This is a genomic window from Pseudomonas sp. E1MeOHC2, from assembly GCF_058745025.1.
In genome coordinates this window covers 2,970,441-2,991,357 of the sequence record NZ_CP196675.1, presented here as the reverse complement: position 1 = coordinate 2,991,357, position 20,917 = coordinate 2,970,441, and the positions used below count along the sequence as shown (strand labels likewise).

The window sequence follows — 20,917 nt, the reverse complement described above, 5'->3', positions numbered from 1 at the left end:
CACCCCCTTCTCAATCAGGATTTCAAGAAGCCGTTGGCGGCCAGGAAGCTTTCGGTAATGCCACTGCCCTTGCTCGGTTCGGCAGCCTTGTCGCCCAGCAGCAGACGCTCCAGGTAACGGGCCAGCAGGTCGACCTCAAGGTTTACCCGACGACCTGCGCGGTAGTCGGCCATGATGGTTTCGGACAGGGTGTGCGGGACAATGGTCAGCTCGAATTCGGCGCCATTGACCTCATTGACCGTCAGGCTGGTGCCGTCGACGGTGATCGAACCCTTGTGGGCGATGTACTTGGCCAGCTCCTTGGGTGCACGCACGCGGAACTGGATGGCGCGGGCGTTATCGCTGCGCGAGATGATTTCGCCGACACCGTCGACGTGGCCGCTGACCAGATGACCGCCCAGGCGGGTGGTGGGGGTCAGGGCCTTTTCCAGGTTGACCTTGCTGCCGCTCTTGAGGTCGATGAAGGCGGTGCGCTTGAGGGTCTCGACGCTGACGTCGGCCCAGAACCCGTTACCCGGCAACTCGACAGCGGTCAGGCAGACGCCGTTGACGGCGATGCTGTCGCCGAGCTTGACGTCACCCAGGTCGAGCTTGCCGGTCTCGACGTAGACGCGCACGTCGCCACCCTTGGGGGTCATGCTGCGGATGGTGCCGATGGATTCGATGATGCCGGTGAACATGGGGTCTTCCTCAAGAACGGGTTGCGCAGGGCAAGCCTGGCATTATACGCCGGGCGCCGGCAGGGGGATGGCCGTGACCCGCCAGTCATCGCCTACTGCGCGCATTTCGGTAATTTTCAGTCGCGGCGCTTCGCTCATCTTCGCCAGAGGCCAGTCCAGCAGCGGGCGGGCCTGGGAGCCAAGGAAGGTGCCGGCGACGAACAACTGGTATTCGTCGATCAGCCCTTGCCGGGCGAACGCGCCGACAAGGCCTGCGCCGGCTTCCAGCAAAATCTCGTTGACCCCACGCTCGGCCAGCACACGCATCAGCGCAGGCAGATCGACCTGGCCATCGGTGCCTGGCAGGTTCAGCAGCTCATGGCCCGCCTCGGCATAACGCGCATCTGTAGCAGCGGCAGTCACCACCAGGGCCGGGCCGGCCTGGAAGAATGGCGCGTCCAGTGGCAGCCGCAGGCGGCCATCGACCAGCACGCGCAAAGGCGTGCGGCTCAGGGCCAGGGCGCGGGTTTCGTCATCCAGGCCAAGCTCTGCGCCACGCACGGTCATGCGCGCATTGTCGGCCAGCACGCTGGCGGCGCTGGTGAGCACCACACTGGAGCGGGCGCGCAGACGCTGAACGGCAGCACGGGCGGCAGGGCCGGTGATCCACTGGCTTTCGCCGCTGGCCATGGCGGTGCGGCCGTCCAGGCTCATGGCCAGCTTGGCCCTGACAAACGGCAGGCCGTGTTCCATGCGCTTGAGAAAACCTGGGTTGAGGGCGCGGGCCTCGGCTTCGAGCACGCCGCTGCTGACCTCGATACCCACCTCTGCCAGGCGCCGCAGCCCCTGCCCCGCCACCTGCGGGTTGGGGTCCTGCATGGCAGCCACCACGCGGGCCACGCCGGCCTTGACCAGCGCTTCGGCGCACGGCGGCGTGCGGCCATGGTGGCTGCAGGGTTCAAGGGTCACATAGGCGCAGGCGCCGCGGGCACGTTCACCGGCCTGGCGCAGGGCGTGCACCTCGGCGTGCGGCTCGCCGGCGCGCACGTGCCAGCCCTCGCCGACCACTTCGCCATCACGCACGATCACACAGCCCACGCGCGGGTTGGGGTGGGTGCTGTAGACACCCTTGCGGGCCAGCTCCAAGGCGCGGGCCATGTAGTGGGCATCGAGGATCGCGGTCTGGCTGGGCATGCTCACTCTTTAGCTGGCTCACGGGCCAGGCGGTCGATTTCTTCGCGGAATTCGTCGAGGTCCTGGAAGCGTCGGTAGACCGAGGCGAAGCGGATGTAAGCCACTTCGTCGAGCTTGCGCAGCTCGGCCATGACCATTTCACCCACCACCAGTGACTTGACCTCGCGCTCGCCGGTGGCGCGCAGCCGGCTCTTGATGTGCGCCAGCGCAGCTTCCAGGCGCTCGACGCTGACTGGGCGTTTTTCCAGTGCCCGCTGCATGCCTGCACGCAACTTGTCTTCGTCGAAGGGCTGGCGCGTGCCGTCTTGCTTGATCAGCCGCGGCAGCACCAGTTCGGCGGTTTCGAAGGTGGTGAAACGCTCGCCGCAGGCGACACACTCGCGACGGCGGCGCACTTGCTCGCCCTCGGCGACAAGACGAGAGTCGATGACCTTGGTGTCGTTGGCACCGCAAAAGGGACAGTGCATGGTGGCAGGCAACAAAAAAAGGGAGGGCCATGGTAGCGCATCCCACTGGCAAGACAAGCCAAAGGGGTTAACATCCAGGGAAATCTGCCCGTGAAGGATGACCCAATGCACTATCGAGCGCTCGTCGTGCTGTGCTGCGCCGCCTTGCTCGCCGCTTGCGGTAGCGACCGGCCCAAGCCCGATCAAGCCCAGGCGCCCGCGCCAGCAAAATCGGCCAAAAAGGCACAACCCCTTGGCCCCTTGCCCGCTTACCAGCGCGAACTGAGCGGTACCTTGCTACAAATCCCGGCCGGAGCCGATGTGGAGCTGGCCTTGCTGGTCATCGACGAGCGCGACCGCCCGCAACGCCTGCTGGCCAGCAGCAACCTGACCGGCACCGGGCAGGCGCTGCCTTATCAGTTGCGCTTCAACCCCGAGGCCTTCCCGCCCGGCGCCCGCGTCGAGCTGCGCGGCCGCGCCAGCAATTCCGGCCAGTTGATCATGCACCTGCCCCCCGTGCGCATCACCCAGGCGCAAACTCAGGCCACCGGCCCGCTGCGTTTCGAGAAGGCACCCTAAGTGGCACCACTGGCACTGCAACAGGCCCTCAGCGGCCTGATCGGCGAAGCGCGCCTGGTGGTCAGCGAGCTGCCTGAATGCGCACTGAAACTCTGGTTGATCGACGACCAGAACATGGACCGCGCGTTCAGCAGTGAAGAAACCCGGCGCATTCTTGAAGAACCGCCGTACTGGAGCTTTTGCTGGGCCAGCGGCCTGGCCATGGCCCGCTACCTGGCCGCGCACCCGGAATGGGTGGCCGGCAAGCGCGTGCTCGATTTTGGCGCCGGCTCCGGTATCGCCGGGATTGCCGCAGCACGCGCTGGCGCCCTTGAAGTGGTGGCCTGCGACCTCGACCCGCTGGCCCTCGACGCCTGCCGCGCCAACGCTGCGCTGAACGGCGTGGAGCTTGGCTACAGCAGCGATTTTTTCGCCGAGGACGACCGCTTCGACCTGATTCTGGTCGCCGATGTGCTGTATGACCGCGCCAACCTGCCACTGCTCGATGCCTTCCTCGGCCGTGGCCGTCAGGCCCTGGTAGCCGACTCTCGGGTTCGCGACTTCAGCCACCCGCTGTACCGGCAACTGGGCGTGCTCGACGCCCTGACCCTGCCAGACTTGGCCGAGCCTCACGAATTCCGCCGGGTCAGCCTGTACCACGCGAGCCGCGAGCCTTTATAGTGGTGCCATTCACGGTTTTGCGAGAGTCAAGATGAGTCAGGAAACGCCATACATCTTCGATGCCACTGATGCCAGCTTCCAGCAACTGGTCATCGAAAACTCCTTCCACAAGCCCGTTCTGGTGGACTTCTGGGCCGAGTGGTGCGCGCCGTGCAAAGCGCTGATGCCATTGCTGGCGAAGATCGCCGAGGGTTATCAGGGCGAACTGCTGCTGGCCAAGATCAACTGCGACGTGGAGCAGCAGGTTGTCGCCCAGTTCGGCATTCGCAGCCTGCCGACCGTGGTGCTGTTCAAGGACGGCCAGCCGGTCGACGGCTTTGCCGGTGCGCAGCCGGAGTCGGCGATCCGCGCCATGCTCGAACCGCACGTGCAGATGCCTGCCGCCCCTGAAGCTTCGCCGCTGGAACAGGCCAAGGCGCTGTTCGCCGAAAGCCGCTTCGCCGAGGCCGAAGCCGCGCTGCAGCAGTTGTTGAGTGAAGACAACAGCAATGCCGAGGCGCTGATCCTTTACGCCCGCTGCCTGGCCGAGCGCGGTGAACTGGGTGAAGCCCAGGTGGTGCTGGATGCAGTCAACACCGACGAGCACAAGGCGGCCCTGGCCGGTGCCAAGGCGCAGCTGACCTTCCTGCGCCAGGCTGCCAGCCTGCCGGAAGTCGCCGACCTGAAAAGCCGCCTGGCACAGAACCCGGAGGATGATGAAGCGGCCTACCAGTTGAGTATTCAGCAGCTGGCCCGCCAGCAGTATGAGGCGGCGCTGGAGGGGCTGTTGAAGCTGTTCAAGCGTAACCGTGGCTACGAGAACGGGCTGCCGCAGAAGACGCTGTTGCAGGTGTTCGAGTTGCTGGGCGGTGATCATCCGTTGGTGGGTGTGTACCGCCGCAAGCTCTCTGCCGCCCTGTTCTGAGCTGATTGTTGCTGCGAGGGCGTCGCCCTCGTTCGCGGGCAAGCCCGCTCCCACAGGTACCTCGCTACTCTCAGAGACACCTCAAAATCCTGTGGGAACATCACCCGACCCAGTGATACACCGGCGCATCCGTGCCGCTCTCCACCTTCACCTCACTGCTGTGGCGCAACCGCACCAGCAGTCGCTTGCCCGCTGCGGTACTCCCCGCCAGCCCTTCCAGGCGGTCCAGCAACTCCGGCCCATTCATCTGCCCGGCCTGGCGCAACACCTCACGCGCTGCCGACCATTGCCCGTCATCCTGCCTCGGCGCAGCTGATGTGGTCGCCGCAGCTTCAGCCGCAGCCGGCACCTCGATCTGGCGCCCCAACTGCGCCCACTCGGCCGGCTCCAGCTCGACAGTCAGGTCCACTGGCCAGTCACCAATCTGTCCACGAATTCTCACGATGTTTTCCTTGAGCACAGGTCAATGTGGCCATGCTACAGCAACATGAAACCTGCGCCACACAGGCTGGCGGCGCAGAGAAAAGTTGTTATAACATTACCAAATCATTCCCAGCCCGCTCCTGGAGTCATCCATGCGTCGCCTGCTGCTCGCCCTGCCCTTCGCCCTGCTGCCCCTTTCCATGGCCCATGCCCACGATGAGCACGACCATGATCACGCCCACGGCACCCTCGGCGCCCACGAGCACGGCGTGGCCAAACTCAATGCCGTGCTCGATGGCAATACCCTGGAGCTGGAGCTGGACAGCCCGGCGATGAACCTGGTCGGCTTCGAACATGCCGCCAGCAGCGATGCCGACAAAGCCAAGGTTGCCGCCGTGCGCCAGCAGCTCGAACAACCGTTGCAACTGTTCGGCCTGGCAGCGGCCGCAGGCTGCAAGGACGATGCGCAGGCGCTGGAAAGCCCCTTGTTCGGCGCTGCCCCGAAAGCCGACGACGATGGCGACGAACATGAGCACGGCCATGAACACAGCGACATCGGTGCGCATTATCAACTGACCTGCGCGAACCCGGACAAGCTCGCCCAGGTCGACCTTGCCCCCCTGTTCAAGGCCTTCCCAGCAACCCAGAAGATCAACGTTCAGCTGATCGGCCCGAAAAGTCAGAAAGGTGTTGAAGCGACGCCCGCCAAGGCTGCGGTCGCGTTCTGAATGGGCCAACCGCTGATCGAACTGCATGACGTGGTCTTCGCCTGGCCAGGCCAGCCGGCCCTGCTGGATATTCCCACCTTCCAACTGGAGGCCGGCGAGGCAGTGTTTCTCAAAGGCCCAAGCGGCAGCGGCAAGACCACGCTGCTGGGCCTGCTGGGCGGCGTGAACCTGCCTGGGCAGGGCAGCATCCGCCTGCTCGGCCACGACCTCAGTGGCCTCGGCCAAGGCGCGCGCGATCGCTTCCGGGTCGACCACACCGGTTACATCTTCCAGCAGTTCAATCTGCTGCCGTTTCTGTCGGTGCGCGAGAACGTCGAACTGCCGTGCCGCTTTTCGCCCAGCCGAGCCACACGTGCGGCCGAACGCCATGGCAGTGTCGACCAGGCGGCCGCCACACTGCTCGCCCACCTGGGCCTGGGCGACCCCGCCCTGCTTGCCCGCCGCGCCGACAGCCTGTCGATCGGCCAGCAGCAACGGGTTGCCGCTGCGCGGGCATTGATCGGCCAGCCGGAACTGGTGATTGCCGACGAGCCGACCTCGGCACTCGATGCCGACACCCGTGAAGCGTTCATCCGCCTGTTGTTCGACGAGTGCCGGGCAGCCGGCGCCAGCCTGTTGTTCGTGAGCCACGACCAGAGCTTGGCACCGCTGTTCGACCGTCACCTTTCCCTGACCGAACTCAACCGCGCCGCCAAGCCCCGGGAGGCCTGATGTACCTGCTTCGTCTTGCCCTGGCCAGCCTGGCCAACCGCCGTTTCACCGCGTTTCTCACCGCCTTTGCCATCGCCCTGTCGGTGTGCCTGCTGCTGGCCGTGGAGCGGGTTCGCACCGAGGCCCGCGCCAGCTTCGCCAGCACCATCAGCGGTACCGACCTGATCGTTGGCGCCCGCTCTGGCTCGGTGAACCTGTTGTTGTATTCGGTGTTCCGCATCGGCAACGCCACCAATAACATTCGCTGGGACAGTTACCAGCACTACGCCCAGGACCCACGGGTAAAGTGGGCCATCCCCATCTCGCTGGGCGACTCGCACCGCGGCTATCGCGTGATGGGCACCACGGGCGACTACTTCAACCACTACCAATATGGCCGTAGGCAGCACCTGGAACTGAGCCAGGGCCGTGCCTTCGCCGATGACCCGTTCGAGGTGGTACTCGGCGCCGAAGTGGCCGAGGCATTGCACTACAAATTGGGCGACAAACTGGTGCTGGCCCATGGTGTGGCGGCGATCAGCCTGGTCAAGCACGACGACAAGCCGTTCACCGTGGTCGGTGTGCTCAAGCGTACGGGTACACCGGTCGACCGCACCCTGCATATCAGCCTGGGGGGTATGGAGGCCATCCATATCGACTGGCACAACGGCGTGCCCGCCCGTGGCGCGGGACGCATCAGCGCCGAACAGGCCCGCAGCATGGACCTGCAACCTGCCGCCATCACCGCGTTCATGCTTGGCCTGAACAGCAAAATCGCCACTTTCAGCCTGCAACGGGAAATCAACGAGTACCGCAACGAACCCTTGCTGGCGATCTTGCCGGGGGTCGCCCTGCAGGAGCTTTGGAGCCTGATGGGTACCGCAGAGCAGGCGCTGTTCGTGGTCTCGCTGTTCGTGGTGCTGACCGGGTTGATCGGCATGCTCACGGCGATTCTCACCAGCCTCAACGAGCGCCGGCGGGAAATGGCGATACTGCGGTCGGTCGGCGCCAGGCCGTGGCACATCGCGGGGCTGCTGGTACTGGAAGCGCTGGCGCTGGCTACAGTCGGGATCGCGGCCGGGCTTGGGTTGCTATATGCGGGTATTGCCTTGGCCCAGGGGTACGTACAGGCCAACTACGGTTTGTACCTGCCGCTGGCCCTGCCGAGCGCTCACGAATGGACCTTGCTGGCTATCATCCTGGGCGCCGCGTTGCTGATGGGCAGCGTACCGGCCTGGCGCGCCTATCGGCAGTCGCTGGCCGATGGCTTGTCGATCCACCTCTGAGAGCCTGCAATGATCAAGAACCTCACCGCCTTCTTCGCGGGCAACCCCGCTCCCACAAGGCTCGCCACAGGCGTCAGACCTTGTGGAGTACCTGTGGGAGCGGGCTTGCCCGCGAAGAGGCCAGCCCTGCAGACGCTGCTGATCCTGCTTCTGACAGTGGCGCTGCCATTGTGGGCCGCCGAGCCCCGCGAACTGGACTGGCCCGCCCTCATCCCGGAAGGCGCGCCGGTCATCCCGCCGCAGCTCGCGCCGCTGCACGACCTGTCGCAGCTCAGCAATGCCCTGGCCGCCGAATCGGCGCCCGCCGCCCGCCAGCAGGCGCCGGACGCCCCGGTGGTGAAAAGCCTCGATGGCCAGCAGATCAAGCTGCCCGGCTACATTGTGCCGCTGGAGGTCAGCGAAGAAGGCCGCACCACCGAGTTTCTGCTGGTGCCCTACTACGGCGCCTGTATCCACGTGCCGCCACCGCCCTCGAACCAAATTGTGCATATTGTCAGCGAGATGGGCGTGCGCGTCGAAGACCTCTACCAGCCCTACTGGATTGAGGGAAAGATGCAGGTTAGCGCCTCCAGCAGCGAACTGGCCGACGCCGGATACCAGATGGAAGCCGAGAAAATATACGCTTATGAGCTCAAGTGAGAACTGTTTCGGATTCGTTACGACGCTTCTTTGAGCTGGGTCAAACTTTCCGTTTAGACGCATCCGTACCATTGGACTACTCAATTACTAATGTCCTCTGGGAGCTTCCATGAACAAGTCCTTGCTCGGCGCCTCGCTTGTGGCCCTTGCGCTCGTCGCCCCTGTCGCGCACGCCTACCAGGCGGGCGATATGATCCTGCGCGCCGGTGCCATCACTACCGCGCCGAACGAAAGCAGCGGCGACCTCAAGTTCGATGGCAACAAGGTGTCGGGTACCAAGGCGACCCTGGACAGCGACACCCAGCTGGGCCTGACCTTCGCTTACATGCTCACCGACCATATCGGCCTGGAGCTACTGGCGGCCACCCCGTTCAAGCACACCGTTGGCGTCAAGGGCCTGGGCGGCGGCCTGGACGGCAAACTGGCCGACATCAAGCAACTGCCACCGACCCTGTCGCTGCAGTACTACCCGATGGCGCCAAACTCCCGGTTCCAGCCGTATGCCGGTGTGGGCATCAACTACACCCTGTTCTTCGATGAAGACCTGAGCAGCACGCGCAAGCAACAGGGCTTCAGCAACCTCAAGCTGCAGGATTCGATCGGTATCGCCGGCCAGCTGGGCATGGACTACATGCTCACCGACAACCTGCTGGTCAACGCCTCGGTCTGGTACGTCGACATCGACACCAAGGCCAGCGTCAACGGCCCGACCGCGCTGGGCTACAGCAAGACCAAAGTCGACGTCGAAGTCGACCCGTGGGTCTACATGGTCGGCCTTGGCTACAAGTTCTGATCCCTGGCAGGGAGTGCGGCCACGGCCGCGCTCCCTGTGTTCGACCACAGCCAGCAACCCAGGGCTGTCGCGCTGATCCCCGCCCCCAACCCGCACACCGCCGCCCATCCCCACCGGGCATAGACCCAGGTCGCCAGCACCGCGCCCAGGCCGCTACCCAGTGAATAACAGCACATGTAAGCGCCAATCAGCCGGCTCGCCAGCGCGCTGCGCCCCGCCAGCAACAGGCTTTGGTTGGTGACATGCACCGCCTGCACGGCAAAATCGAGCAACAACACGCCCAGTAGAAACGCCAGCAGAGAATGCTCGACGAACGCCGTCGGCAGCCAAGACACCGTCAGCACGCCCAGGGCCAGGCCGGTGGTACGTTCGCCCCGACCTTGGTCGGCCAAACGACCCGCGCGGGAAGCCGCCAACGCCCCCGCCACACCCGCCAGGCCAAACAGACCGATCTCGGTATGGCTGAGTGCCAGTGATGGCGCACTCAAAGGCAATACCATGGCGCTCCACAGCACACTGAAGGCGGCGAAGATCAACACGCCGTACAACCCTCGCTGGCGCAATAGAGGGTCCTGCCTGAACAAGGCGAACAGCGAACCAATCAGTGCCAGGTAACCGGGCCGATGTGTCGCAGGCCGGGCGCCAGGCATGCCCTTGCAGAGCAGGCCGGCCATCATCACCAGTACCCCGGCCGCAGCGAAATAGACAACCCGCCAGCCTGCCACGTCGGCAACAAAGCCGGATACCAGGCGCGCCAACAGAATGCCCAGCACCACCCCGCTGGTGACCGTGCCCACCGCTTGCCCTTGTTGAGCGGGGGTGGCCAGGGTAGCGGCATGCGCCACCATCACCTGCACCATGACGGCCATCAACCCGACCATCGCCAGCGCCACCAGCAGCACCGCCCAGTCCCACGCCATGCCAACCGCCACCAACGCCACGGCCGAGGCGAGTAATTGGCCGACGATCAGGCGCTTGCGGTCGATCAGGTCACCTAACGGCACGATCAGCAGCAAGCCCAGCGCATAACCGGCCTGGGTCGCGCCAACCACCCAGCCGATGCGCTGCTGGCCTACCCCCAGGTCCCGTGCTATCGACTCAAGCAAGGGCTGGGCGATATACACCGTGGCAACCGCCATGGCACAGGTGAGGGCCAGTAAAAGGGTTATCGCGTGGGTCAGGTCGGGTTGTTTTGTGTTCGCGCTGTGCATGGCGTACCCCATCAATCTGGTTTCAAATTAAAACCATATGTGGATTTTTAGCAAATGTGGTTTTAATCTGCAACCAGAACCCTTGAGAGAGCCGTGCAATGCTCGACGAAACGAACGCCCAATGCCCGGTAGCCCGAGCCCTTGAAATACTCGGTGACCGCTGGGCGCTGATGATCTTGCGCGATGCCTTCGATGGCTTGCGCCGCTTCAGCGAGTTTCAGAAGAACCTCGGGCTGGCCAAAAACATCCTGGCCTCACGGCTCAAGTTATTGGTGGAGAGTGGGCTGTTGGCGCTGCAGCCAGCATCGGATGGCAGTGCCTACAAAGAGTACGTGCTGACCGAAAAAGGGCGTTCGGTGTTTCCGCTAGTGATTGCCTTGCGCCAGTGGGGGGAGCGCTTTTTGTTCGAGGCGGGAGAGACGCGATCGGCGTTGCTGGAGCAGGCGACGGGGCAAATCATCGCCCCCCTGCAGGTGCGCGCGCAGGATGGCCGGGTGTTAGGGCCTGACGATTGCCAGCGCAGGGTGGTGCAACACGGGTAAAACAGGGGCCGCTTTGCGGCCCCTGGGGTTTTCAGGCCTTGCCCAGCAAACGGGACAAACCTTCGACCAATGGCGTTGCCTCGGGGAAATCGAACCGCGCCAGCAAACGCTGGTTATCCGCCCGCGAATGGCGAATATCACCCGAGCGTGCCGGGCCATAGCTGATCGCAGGCAGGCTGCCGATTACCTTTTCCAGGGCGGCCAACAATTGATTGAGTGAAGTGGCCTGGTTCAGGCCGATATTCACCGCCCCTTCCTCGACCTGCGGCTGCTCCAGCGCCTGGATCATCACTTGCACCAGGTCCCCCACATAAAGGAAATCGCGGGTCTGCTCGCCATCACCGAACACCGTGATCGGCAGCCCTTGGGTGGCACGCTCGCTGAAGATACTGATCACGCCAGAGTACGGTGATGAAGGGTCCTGGCGCGGGCCGAAAATATTGAAGAAGCGGAAAACCACCGGTTCCAGACCATGCTGGCGGCGGTAGAAGTCCAGGTACTGCTCACTGGCCAGCTTATCCACCGCGTAGGGGGTCAGCGGCGCCTTGGGCGTATCTTCGGCAATCGACTCGCCCTCGCCGTTGTTGCCATACACTGCGGCGCTGGAGGCGAACAGCACCCGACGCACGCCGTGCACGCGCATGGCTTCGCAGACATTGAGGGTGCCGATGAAATTGCTCTGGTGAGTCCTCACCGGGTCCTCGACCGAAGCCTGCACCGACGCCACGGCCGCCAGATGCACCACCGCGCTACAGCCAGCAGCCGCACGGGTGACCAGACCGGCATCGGCGACATCGCCTTCGATCAGCTCCAGGCGTGGATGCGCGATCTGCAGGTTGTCCCGCCTGCCGGTGGACAGGTCGTCGAGAATGCGTACGGCGTAACCTTTGTCCAACAGCGCATCGCACAGGTGAGAGCCGATGAAGCCGGCACCGCCGGTGATCAGGATGGGGGCATCAGCCATGGCGGTAGAAACGGTCCAGTAGGGGCGGCAGGCCGGCGCGCCAGGCGCGCGGCTTGATACCGAAGGTGTGAAGAATTTTCTTGCAGGCCAGCACCGCGTGCTGTGGCTCTTCGCTGGCATCCGGCCGAGCGGCATGGGCCTGCGGCGTGGGCGCCTGCACCGCCAGCTGACGGTACTGGCCGGCCTCGGTGAGAATCGCCTGCCCCAGCGCCAGCGGTGTGGTCGCCTCGTTGCCGGCGTAATGGTAAGTGCCCCACAGCGGCGCGCTGCAATCGAGCTGCTTGAGCACCGACAGGATCACCCGGGCAGCATCGTCGACTGGCGTGGGGTTGCCGCGCCGGTCGTCCGCCAGCAGCAGTTCCTGGGGTTGTTCGGCACGGGTGAGGAAACGGCCCAGCGCACCATCGACGCTTTCATCGAGCAGCCAGCCAAAGCGCAGCAGCACGTGTTGTGGGCACGTCGCCCGCACGCTCTGCTCGATACGCCACAGGGCCTGACCACGCAGGCCCAGCGGCACCGGCTCGTCTTTCTCGCTGTAGGCCGTGGCCCGTGACCCGTCGAACACCCGGTAGCTCGAAGGCTGCACCAGGGTGATCTGGTGGTGCTGGCACAATTCTGCCAGCCGCTCCACTGCCCGCTCTTGCTGGGCCAGACGCTGCTCGCTGACCGACTCGGCCTGGAACCAGTCGAAGTAATAGGCCAGGTTGACCAAGGCATTGGGGCGATGATCGTCAAGCAGCTGAGTGAGGCTGGCCGGGTCCCAGCCGCTCTCGGGCGGGCGCGGTGCCAGGAATGCAATGTCCTCTTCAGCCCCGAGACGAATCAGCGCTTGCCCGAGGGCATTGCCACCACCCAACAGCATTAGGCGCATACGCATAGAGTCAGCAGATCCGGAGAGGTTGATTGAGGGAAAGGGGTCATTTTGCGGTTTCCGGGCGGGGAAGTCCAACCCAGGGCCTAGTGAATACCATGGGCGGTGATGATTTCAAATTTCAACACCACAACCAGCATAATTCCCTTACCTTCAGTCTCAACCTCGATGAGCAAGCCACAGGGCTTAAACCTCAACTAGCCTGCTCTGCGTGGTTCAACTCCGATCACTGGTTCTTATCCGCCAATGGTTCCACGACCTGTTATTCATAGAGGCCAACATGCAAGCACAGTGGGGCACAGATTTTCGTCTGAAATGGCAGTTCAACGAACCCGCCCCTGGCCAAGAAGTATTCATCGAAGAAGCCTTCGGAAACTACCAGCAGCAAGCCCGATTACTGGTCCCTGATCGCGAACGCGCACCTCCTGTGTTTGTCGTCGGGGGCGCGCGCTCGGACTTCACTCGGCTCAACCCACTGCTCTATCGCTTGCAATCCGCAGGTATCGGATCGCTGACTGGCAATCTGTCAGGGCATAGTTTCGCCAGTGAACCGGGTGCGGTTTCGCCCTCACTCGCGACCAACCTCGAAGAGGCGCAGCGTTTTCACCGGCATATTTCGGCTCAATGCCGAACGCTCATTGGCCATAGTCTAGGCGCTGCAATCACACTGAAACTGGCAGCTCAATTGCCGCAAGTGGACAGGCTGGTGTTGATCTGCCCCGCTGTTTATCCAGACCTCGCGCAACGGGTGCCATTCGGCCCGGCCTTCACAGCGGCCATCAGCACGCCCTATGGCTTTCTGGACTGCGACAGCTACGCCTTCCTCAAGCAGTTTCAGGGCAGCGTACTGATGGTGATTGGCGAATACGACGGGCTCAACTCACAGCGATTCGGCAAAGGGCCGGGCACTAGCGCCGGTAACCTGTGGCTTGCCGGCACCGAGCGCTACAGCCCGATTCCTGAAGAAGTCACCCAAGCCCTGATCCGGGCAGTATCACCGGCGCGTTTGCAATGCCTGTTTCTTACAGATTGCGACCATGGCATCGCCGCCCATCTGCGCAGTACCCCGGCAATCGCGGACCAGGTCGCCGACGCGGTGGAAGCGTTCATCCTCGACGATGCGTGACACGTGACGGGCTGACCCTCACTCGATTTCGAATAGCCCATTACTCAATGGCCCCACGCTCAACCGCTCGCGCACGTCGTCATCGATGCGGGGGTCATCCGGCCGGTACAGCTTGACCTGGCGATAGGCATTGATGCGGTTGATCTCCTCACCCAGGTACTCCCACACCACGCGGGTGCAGGCCGGGTTGCGTCGGTCGCCGCTGGAAACCCCCGTCTTCAGGCCGTTCAGGCGGGTGATGCGGCTTTTGAAACTGGGGATGAGGATGGTCTGGCTCATTTCATTGAGGGTCAGCGACTCGTAGTCGATCAGGAACATCCGGTCCTGCAACTGGAACGCCGCACCCAGATAGCGGCATCGAACCTCGGCGTGCAGATCGGTGGCGCTGCTGCGCTCCTGACGCTCCTGGCGCTCGAACAGGAAGCGGCCGCGCTCTTCGCGCAGGTGCACCAGCGACAGCAGGATCGACCCCGGTACTGACATGCAGTTGGAGTACTCGAAGTAGTAACCACAGTAGCGCGACAGGTTGCCGGCGTGCTCATGCAAGGGCCGGAACAGCTCACTGATCGGGTCGGTTGGCTGATCGGCCACTGCCGACACGCGGGCACCGATCAGCCGGGCGAACTGCTCGGGGGGCACATTCAGTTCGTAATCCTCGACACCGAAAAAATCGCCGATGCGCTTGAGGTTGAAAGCCGTCGGACGGCTCTGGCCGCTGAGGTACTTGTTGAACTGCGCGCGGTTGATCGACAGCTGTCGGCAAACTTCCGAGATAGAGCGGTAGTGGCTGCAGGCCAGTTTGAGGTTGGTAGCGAAATGATCGCTCATGCGGGACTTCCAGGTGACGCGAATGACGCAAGTGTAGCATCAAGTCGCATCAACTCAGAACAAAACGCGAAATTGTAACCACTCTTGTCATGGCCAACCATGCGCCCCAACGAATAGCGGTGCGCCTGCCGCCCGCTGTCTTTCCACACGAAGAATAAGAATCGAGGTCATTTCCCAATGCTCGAAGCACTCAACGATTTCCTCTCGGGGAAACTACTCATCGTGCTGATCGTCGGACTCGGCAGCTACTTCACCATTCGCTCGCGGTTCGTGCAATTCCGTCATTTCGCCCACATGTTCAGCGTGTTCAAGGAATCGCTGCACGGCCAGGCAGGCCAGTTGAGCTCGTTCCAGGCCCTGATGCTGAGCCTTGCCGGCCGCGTGGGCGCGGGTAACATCGCCGGTGTCGGCATCGCCGTGACCCTCGGCGGCCCAGGCGCGGTGTTCTGGATGTGGGTCACCGCACTGGTGGGCATGTCCAGCAGCTTCTTCGAATGTACCCTGGCCCAGGTCTACAAGCGCGCCGATGGCGATGGCCTGTACCGTGGTGGCCCGGCCTACTACATTCTGCACGGCCTGAAGCTGAAAAGCATGGCAGTGGTGTTCTCCATTCTGCTGCTGGTCACCTACGGCTTCGCCTTCATGGGCCTGCAGTCGTACACCGTGACCCACTCGCTGCAAAACGCTTTCGGCTTTGCCCCGAGCCACACCGGTATCGCCCTGGCGGTGCTGCTGGCAGTCGTGTTCATCGGCGGCATCAAGCGTATCGCCGCAGTGTCCGACCTGCTGGTTCCGATCAAGACCCTGGCCTACATCGGCGTGACCCTGTACGTGATCGGCACCCAGATCGAGCACGTGCCGGCCATGCTGGAAACCATCTTCAAGAGCGCCTTCGGCCTTGACCCAGCCTTCGCCGGCCTGCTTGGCAGCGCCATCGTCATGGGCGTGAAGCGTGGCGTGTTCGCCAACGAAGCAGGCCTTGGCAGCGCACCGAACGTTGCGGCTGTGGCTGCGGTGAAACACCCGGGCGCCCAAGGCGTGGTACAGGCCTTCAGTGTGTTCCTCGACACCTTCGTGATCTGCACCTGCACCGCGCTGCTGATCTTGCTGTCGGGCTTCTACACCCCAGGCTTTGAAGGGGACGGCATCGTCCTGACCCAGAACTCGCTGGCCGCCGTGGTCGGTGACTGGGGCCGCCTGTTCGTCAGCGTCGCCCTGTCGTTGTTCGTGTTCACCTGCATCCTCTACAACTACTACCTGGGCGAAAACAGCCTGCAGTTCCTCAGCCGCAACCGCGTGGTCCTGCTGGCCTTCCGCGCTGCAGTACTGGCACTGGTGGTATGGGGTTCGGTACAGGACCTGTCGACCGTGTTCGCCTTCGCCGACATCACCATGACTTGCCTGGCCTTCGTCAACCTGGTCGCCCTGGCCTTGCTGTTCAAGGTCGGCCTGCGCGTAATGCGCGACTACGACGAGCAGCGCAAAGCAGGCATCAAGCAGCCTGTGTTCGATTCTGCGAAGTTCGCCGACCTGGACCTAGACCGCGATGCCTGGCCTGCCAATCCGCAGGCGGAAACAGCCACTGACAAAGCCGTTGGCCAAGCCCAGCCGCAGCGCTGATATCCTCCCCTGCCCAGCCGCCCCACCCGTGGGCGGCTCTTCTTTCTCCGCTCACCGCTACGGATGTTCTCCATGCGCGCAGTAAAGAATCTTCTCGTCCTGTACACCGGCGGCACCATCGGCATGCTCGAAACCCCTGAAGGCCTGGCGCCAGCGGGCGGTTTTGATGCGCGGATGCGCGAGCACTTCGCCCAACTGACCGATGCACCACAACTGCACTGGACACTGCAGGAAATGAACCCGCTGCTCGACAGCGCCAACATGCAGCAGCACAACTGGCTGGCCATGCGCGATGCCATCGTCCAGGCAGTGGACGTTGCCGGCCATGATGGCGTGCTGGTTCTGCATGGCACCGACACCCTGGCGCACAGTGCCGCAGCGTTGTCGTTCCTGCTGCTTGGCTTGCCGGCACCGGTGCTGCTGACCGGCTCAATGTTGCCGGCCGGTGCACCGGGCAGTGATGCCTGGGACAACCTGTGCGGCGCCCTGCGCCAGTTCGAGCAGGGCCTGGAAGACGGCGTGCAGCTGTACTTTCACGGGCAGTTGCTGCACGGCTGCCGGGCTTCGAAACTGCGCAGCGAGGCCTTCGATGCCTTTGCTGCCCTGCCGCGTCATCGCGACAGTGAGCGTGCCAGCGCCCTTCCCGCCGAGCTTGGCTACACGCACCCGCGCCAGCCGGTCAACCTGGCGGTGATGCCGGTGTTTCCTGGCTTGCAGGCCGAGCATCTGCGGGCACTGCTCGACAGCGGCGTGCAAGGGTTGCTGCTGGAGTGCTACGGCAGCGGCACCGGCCCATCGGATGACCAGGCATTGCTGGACGTGCTGCAGGCCGCTCGCCAGCGGGGTGTGGTGCTGGTTGCAATCAGCCAGTGCCCGGAAGGGTCGGTGGTGTTCGATACCTATGCAGCAGGTAACCGCCTGCGTGGCGCTGGCCTTGTCAGTGGCGGCGGCATGACCCGTGAGGCGGCGCTGGGCAAATTGTTTGCGCTGCTGGGGGCTGGGTTGGGGGCAGAAGCTGCAGAGCAGTGGTTTGCACTGGATCTGTGTGGTGAGCGGGCTTAAGCGTCGCGCTTTCGGGCCTCTTCGCGGGCAAGCCCGCTCCCACAATGTGGGTGTCGCAGTTCATCCTTGAAAAGAGAGGCCTGGACTGCGGCAGGAAGTGGCGGAAGGCAGCGGGAGTCGAACCTGCCCGGGAACGGCTGCCGTCCCCAACCGGGTTTGAAGCCCGGCCGCGCCACCGGGCGCGATTGCCTTCCTTGAACTCAGTGCCTGGCCTGCTGCTGGGCCAGGGCGCTGTCGGCGCGGATGTAACGCTGATCGGCAACCCTGCGGGTCAGGCCGATGCGGTCGAAGTACTCGAGAATCTGCACACTGCGCTTGCGACCGATGCCCAACATATCGCGAAACGCTGCCACCTGCACTACCGACGCTTCACTTGCCTGGCCAAGCAACAACGCGGCCATGTGCTGCACCGTCGCTGCAGGGTAGAACAGATCACGCACCACCTGGTGCACCACCCCCAGCCTGGCCAACTTGCGCAACAGCAGGCGGATATCCGCCTCGGCGCAGCCCGCTTCGTTCGCCAAGGTCCTGACCCAGGGTGGATCGTACTGCCCCTCCAGCAAACGTGGCTCCAATCGCGCCCACAAGGCGTTATCGGCCTCACTCAACTGCACCTTGTGATCGGGTAGATGCAACCAAGGGCCGCTGCTGGAAACCTGCCCCTCATCGAGCAACTCATCCAACAGGCTGACGAACGCCGGACGCTCCAGCGCCAAGGCCGCAAAGCGTCGCAAGCGGTCGCGATCCGGGCCGAGCTGGTCGGGTTCCTGCTGGTGAAACAGCGCCAGTTGCTCCAGCAACTGTTGCTTCAGCGCGCCCCACGTCGCGCGAGCAAACAACAACGGCCCCTGACGCGTGGCAATCACCACGACATTCGCCGGCAACTGCCAGCCCGCACGCAAGCGATTGAACTGCCGCTCCAGCCGCTGCGGGTCGAGCCCGGCGGGCGCGGTGTCCAGCAAGGCGGGTAACGCCTGCTCCAGGTCCTCGGCATCACGCAGCACCTGGAGCTGACACAACCGCGCCTCACTACGGCGCTGCCGACTCGGCGCAAACGGGTCAAGCACCCGCCCGCCCCCCAGCGTGCGCTGGGCGCGCTGATCGCGCAGCACTAGCCGGTCGCCATGCACGGCTTGCAGCGGCGCGTTGAGTAACAACTGGGCAAACATGCGCTGGCCTGCCAGCAGCACCTCACCTTCGAGCAACGCCACGCGGGCGGTCACATCCTGGGTGCCAAGATGGACGTGCACAGCGCTGAAGTGCTCGAACGGGCGGGGTTCACCGGCAAGCAGCGTCAGTTCGATATCGACCCGAACGCTGGGCGCGTGCAGCCACTCGGGCACCAGCCAGTCACCCCGGTGCACCTGCTCGACCGCCAACCGCTCGGCGGCGATGTTCAACGCCACCCGCTGGCCCGCTTCGGCCATCAGCGCTGCTTGGTTCTGCGCATGCAGGCCGCGCACCCGCACAGGTTTGCCTGCCTTGCCCAACAACAAGGTATCGCCCGCACGGACCTGGCCGGCCAATGCCGTGCCGGTGACCACCACGCCGGCACCGGATACGGCAAAGGCGCGGTCGATGGCCAAACGAAAACCGCCGCGCACGCTGCGCTGCCGCACGCGCCCTTGAGCCTGCAACAGCGCCTGGCGTAACGCATCCACCCCCTCGCCCGTGATGCTGGACAGTGCAAATTGCGAGGCCCCTGCATAAGGCCCCGGCGCCAGCAGCGCGGCAATCTGCGCCTGCACCTCGGCCAAGCGCGACGGCTCTACCCGGTCGCACTTACTGACTGCCACCAGCGCCTGAGGGATGCCGAGTAACTCGATGATCGCCAGGTGCTCACGGGTCTGCGGCATGACGCCGTCGTCCGCCGCCACCACCAGTAACACCAGGTCGATGCCGTGGGCCCCCGCCAGCATGTTGTGGATAAAACGCTCGTGGCCAGGCACATCGATAAAGCCAGTCAGTGGCGCGCCTGTGGCCAGCGCTGCATAGCGGTAGCCCAGATCGATGGTCATGCCGCGCTCGCGCTCTTCCTGGCGATGGTCGCCAGCCTGCCCGGTCAAGGCCCGGAGCAGAGCGGTCTTGCCGTGGTCGATATGGCCCGCAGTGCCGACAATCACTGCACAGGCCCCAGCTGCAGGGCCGGCAGTTGCGCCAGCCACTGGGCTTCGTCATCCAACTGGCGCAGGTCGAGCCACAGCGCATCGCCGTCGATACGCCCCAGCACCGGCACCGGCAACTCGCGCAAGGCGCGCTCCAGCACATGCAGGCTACGCCCGCGCAGCTTCTTCGATACCTGCGGGCGCAGGCACAGCGCGGCGCTCGGCAGGCGAGCTACCGGCTGGCTGCCGCTGCCGATCATGCCCAGCGCCGGCTCCACGCTGACGGCCCATTGAGTGTCGAGATGGGCCCTGAGTTCGGGTGCCAGGCGCTCGGCCTGGGCCTGGATATCGGCCTGGCTGCGGGTCAGCAGGCGCAGGCTGGGCAGGCGCTCGGCCAGCCGGTCCGGGTTGCGGTACAACGCCAGCACCGCTTCGAGGGCGGCAAGGGTGAGCTTGTCGACGCGCAGTGCGCGTTTGAGCGGGTTCTTCTTGATCTTGGCGATCAGGTCTTTGCGCCCAACGATGATCCCAGCCTGCGGCCCGCCAAGCAGCTTGTCGGCGCTGAAGGTCACGATATCGGCGCCGTCGGCCAGCGCCTGGCGCACGGTCGGCTCGGCCGGCAGGCCCCAGCGGGTCAGGTCGAGCAAGCTGCCGCTGCCCAGGTCTTCGAGCAGCGGCAGTTCATGTTGATGGGCGATGCACGCCAACTCGGCGGTAGGCACCTGGGTGGTGAAGCCCTGGATGCTGTAGTTGCTGCAATGCACGCGCATCAACAGGCCAGTGCGCGGGCCGATGGCGGCTTCGTAGTCACGGGCGTGAGTGCGGTTGGTCGTGCCGATTTCGTGCAGGCGCACCCCAGCGCGGGCCATGATGTCGGGGATGCGAAAAGCACCGCCGATCTCGATCAGCTCGCCACGGGAGATGATGCCCTCCTTGCGCGCGCCCAGGCTGTTCAGCGCCAGCAGCACGGCCGCTGCGTTGTTGTTGACCACGGTGACGGCTTCGGCGCCGGTCAGCTCGCGGATCAGGCCTTCGATCAGGTCGTCACGGTCGCCGCGCTTGCCGGTGGCCAGGTCGAACTCCAGATTGAGCGGGTAACGGGCGGCGGTCTGCATGGCTTCGATGGCCTCTTCCGGCAACAGCGCGCGGCCGAGGTTGGTGTGCAATACAGTGCCGGTGAGGTTGAACACGCGGCGGACCTGGCTGCGTTGCTGGCTGGCCAGGCGCTCGCCGGTGCGGCCGAGCAGCACTTCGGCGGCCAGTTCGGCGGAGCTGAGTTGGCCCTGGCGGGTGGGTTCGCGCAGGTCGTCGAGCAGTTGGCGCAGGGTGGCGAGCACGGCGTCGCGGCCATGGCGGTCGATCAGCGGGAGGCAGGCTGGGTGGCGCAGGAGGGTGTCGATGGAAGGCAGGCGTGGGGTGTCGTTGGCGAGGCTTGAAGACATCAGGTACTACCCTTCAGCTGATCCGTTGTCTGTTCTGGCCCTTTCGCGGGCAAGCCCGCTGCCACAGGCTTTGCACAGGCCTTGAAGCTGGTGTACCTGTGGGAGCGGGCTTGCCCCGCGAAGGGCGCGACTCGACTTGCAGTGT

22 protein-coding genes and 1 tRNA gene are annotated in these 20,917 nt (G+C 64.3%); 12 read left to right on the top strand and 11 right to left on the bottom strand.

The window, feature by feature from the left end; genetic code table 11:
• Positions 1-14 precede the first annotated feature (14 nt).
• From ACSSU5_RS13405 to nrdR, 3 genes are read right to left on the bottom strand one after another with little or no spacing between them, the layout of a single operon-like run.
• The gene (locus ACSSU5_RS13405) at positions 15-680 is read right to left on the bottom strand and encodes a riboflavin synthase (protein ID WP_027594907.1); all 666 of its coding nucleotides are present in this window, start codon (positions 678-680) and stop codon (positions 15-17) included.
• 42 nt (positions 681-722) lie between these two features.
• Positions 723-1,853: a bifunctional diaminohydroxyphosphoribosylaminopyrimidine deaminase/5-amino-6-(5-phosphoribosylamino)uracil reductase RibD gene (gene ribD, locus ACSSU5_RS13400; protein WP_492559082.1), complete on the bottom strand. Its 1,131-nt coding sequence runs from the start codon at positions 1,851-1,853 to the stop codon at positions 723-725.
• 2 nt (positions 1,854-1,855) lie between these two features.
• Entirely contained in the window at positions 1,856-2,320 is a 465-nt protein-coding gene (gene nrdR / locus ACSSU5_RS13395) for a transcriptional regulator NrdR (protein WP_009685710.1), read from the bottom strand.
• A gap of 105 nt (positions 2,321-2,425) precedes the next feature.
• On the opposite strand from nrdR, the gene ACSSU5_RS13390 reads away from it, so the two are divergent.
• Genes ACSSU5_RS13390 through trxA form a run of 3 tightly spaced genes read left to right on the top strand, consistent with a single transcriptional unit; the run spans position 2,426 to position 4,442 of the window.
• Positions 2,426-2,878: a YbaY family lipoprotein gene (locus tag ACSSU5_RS13390; RefSeq protein ID WP_264310490.1), complete on the top strand. Its 453-nt coding sequence runs from the start codon at positions 2,426-2,428 to the stop codon at positions 2,876-2,878.
• The gene (locus ACSSU5_RS13385; RefSeq protein WP_264310491.1) at positions 2,879-3,538 is read left to right on the top strand and encodes a class I SAM-dependent methyltransferase; all 660 of its coding nucleotides are present in this window, start codon (positions 2,879-2,881) and stop codon (positions 3,536-3,538) included. It abuts the gene before it with no gap.
• Between the two features lie 31 nt (positions 3,539-3,569).
• Positions 3,570-4,442 carry a thioredoxin gene (gene trxA, locus ACSSU5_RS13380; protein ID WP_492559081.1) on the top strand — a complete coding sequence of 291 codons (873 nt, stop codon included), beginning with the start codon at positions 3,570-3,572 and terminating at the stop codon, positions 4,440-4,442.
• A 100-nt stretch (positions 4,443-4,542) separates the two neighbouring features.
• On the opposite strand, the gene ACSSU5_RS13375 is transcribed toward trxA, so the two are convergent.
• Positions 4,543-4,884 carry a hypothetical protein gene (locus tag ACSSU5_RS13375; protein WP_492559080.1) on the bottom strand — a complete coding sequence of 114 codons (342 nt, stop codon included), beginning with the start codon at positions 4,882-4,884 and terminating at the stop codon, positions 4,543-4,545.
• 133 nt (positions 4,885-5,017) lie between these two features.
• Between ACSSU5_RS13375 and ACSSU5_RS13370 the strand changes: the two genes are divergently transcribed.
• From ACSSU5_RS13370 to ACSSU5_RS13350, 5 genes are all read left to right on the top strand, one after another.
• Positions 5,018-5,593 (top strand): DUF2796 domain-containing protein, encoded by a 576-nt coding sequence (locus ACSSU5_RS13370; RefSeq protein WP_492559079.1) that lies wholly within the window; start codon positions 5,018-5,020, stop codon positions 5,591-5,593.
• The gene (locus tag ACSSU5_RS13365) at positions 5,594-6,304 is read left to right on the top strand and encodes an ATP-binding cassette domain-containing protein (protein WP_492559078.1); all 711 of its coding nucleotides are present in this window, start codon (positions 5,594-5,596) and stop codon (positions 6,302-6,304) included.
• Positions 6,304-7,569, top strand: coding sequence for an ABC transporter permease (locus tag ACSSU5_RS13360; protein ID WP_264310496.1), 1,266 nt, complete (start codon positions 6,304-6,306; stop codon positions 7,567-7,569). The genes ACSSU5_RS13365 and ACSSU5_RS13360 overlap by 1 nt, the downstream gene beginning before the upstream one ends.
• A gap of 126 nt (positions 7,570-7,695) precedes the next feature.
• Entirely contained in the window at positions 7,696-8,208 is a 513-nt protein-coding gene (locus tag ACSSU5_RS13355) for a DUF3299 domain-containing protein (RefSeq protein ID WP_264313984.1), read from the top strand.
• A 109-nt stretch (positions 8,209-8,317) separates the two neighbouring features.
• Positions 8,318-9,001, top strand: a complete 684-nt coding sequence (locus ACSSU5_RS13350; RefSeq protein ID WP_264310497.1) for an OmpW/AlkL family protein — start codon at positions 8,318-8,320, stop codon at positions 8,999-9,001.
• On the opposite strand, the gene ACSSU5_RS13345 is transcribed toward ACSSU5_RS13350, so the two are convergent.
• Positions 8,989-10,212 carry an MFS transporter gene (locus tag ACSSU5_RS13345; RefSeq protein ID WP_264310498.1) on the bottom strand — a complete coding sequence of 408 codons (1,224 nt, stop codon included), beginning with the start codon at positions 10,210-10,212 and terminating at the stop codon, positions 8,989-8,991. The two genes, ACSSU5_RS13350 and ACSSU5_RS13345, sit on opposite strands and share 13 nt — an antisense overlap.
• Before the next feature lie 98 nt (positions 10,213-10,310).
• Here ACSSU5_RS13345 and ACSSU5_RS13340 point away from each other — a divergent pair, with 98 nt between their 5' ends.
• The gene (locus tag ACSSU5_RS13340) at positions 10,311-10,754 is read left to right on the top strand and encodes a winged helix-turn-helix transcriptional regulator (RefSeq protein ID WP_492559077.1); all 444 of its coding nucleotides are present in this window, start codon (positions 10,311-10,313) and stop codon (positions 10,752-10,754) included.
• A gap of 31 nt (positions 10,755-10,785) precedes the next feature.
• Here ACSSU5_RS13340 and ACSSU5_RS13335 read toward each other — a convergent pair whose 3' ends face one another.
• Together ACSSU5_RS13335 and ACSSU5_RS13330 are read right to left on the bottom strand one after the other, a co-directional pair.
• Positions 10,786-11,718 carry an NAD-dependent epimerase/dehydratase family protein gene (locus ACSSU5_RS13335; protein WP_264310500.1) on the bottom strand — a complete coding sequence of 311 codons (933 nt, stop codon included), beginning with the start codon at positions 11,716-11,718 and terminating at the stop codon, positions 10,786-10,788.
• The gene (locus tag ACSSU5_RS13330; protein ID WP_264310501.1) at positions 11,711-12,595 is read right to left on the bottom strand and encodes an NAD(P)-dependent oxidoreductase; all 885 of its coding nucleotides are present in this window, start codon (positions 12,593-12,595) and stop codon (positions 11,711-11,713) included. Before ACSSU5_RS13330 ends, ACSSU5_RS13335 begins: the two co-directional genes overlap by 8 nt.
• Positions 12,596-12,869: 274 nt before the next feature.
• On the opposite strand from ACSSU5_RS13330, the gene ACSSU5_RS13325 reads away from it, so the two are divergent.
• The gene (locus ACSSU5_RS13325; protein WP_492561315.1) at positions 12,870-13,715 is read left to right on the top strand and encodes an alpha/beta hydrolase; all 846 of its coding nucleotides are present in this window, start codon (positions 12,870-12,872) and stop codon (positions 13,713-13,715) included.
• Positions 13,716-13,733: 18 nt separating this feature from the next.
• On the opposite strand, the gene ACSSU5_RS13320 is transcribed toward ACSSU5_RS13325, so the two are convergent.
• On the bottom strand, positions 13,734-14,543 hold the full coding sequence (locus tag ACSSU5_RS13320; RefSeq protein ID WP_264310503.1) for a helix-turn-helix domain-containing protein: 810 nt from the start codon (positions 14,541-14,543) through the stop codon (positions 13,734-13,736).
• A 177-nt stretch (positions 14,544-14,720) separates the two neighbouring features.
• Between ACSSU5_RS13320 and ACSSU5_RS13315 the strand changes: the two genes are divergently transcribed.
• Positions 14,721-16,163, top strand: coding sequence for an alanine/glycine:cation symporter family protein (locus ACSSU5_RS13315; RefSeq protein WP_264310504.1), 1,443 nt, complete (start codon positions 14,721-14,723; stop codon positions 16,161-16,163).
• A 72-nt stretch (positions 16,164-16,235) separates the two neighbouring features.
• Complete coding sequence (locus ACSSU5_RS13310; protein ID WP_492559076.1) at positions 16,236-17,225, top strand: asparaginase; 990 nt, start codon at positions 16,236-16,238, stop codon at positions 17,223-17,225.
• Between the two features lie 98 nt (positions 17,226-17,323).
• Here ACSSU5_RS13310 and ACSSU5_RS13305 read toward each other — a convergent pair.
• The 3 genes from ACSSU5_RS13305 to selA form a co-directional block, all read right to left on the bottom strand.
• A tRNA-Sec gene (locus ACSSU5_RS13305) sits at positions 17,324-17,419 on the bottom strand.
• 6 nt (positions 17,420-17,425) lie between these two features.
• Entirely contained in the window at positions 17,426-19,348 is a 1,923-nt protein-coding gene (gene selB / locus ACSSU5_RS13300; RefSeq protein WP_492559075.1) for a selenocysteine-specific translation elongation factor, read from the bottom strand.
• On the bottom strand, positions 19,345-20,772 hold the full coding sequence (gene selA / locus ACSSU5_RS13295) for an L-seryl-tRNA(Sec) selenium transferase (protein WP_492559074.1): 1,428 nt from the start codon (positions 20,770-20,772) through the stop codon (positions 19,345-19,347). Before selA ends, selB begins: the two co-directional genes overlap by 4 nt.
• Positions 20,773-20,917 lie beyond the last annotated feature (145 nt).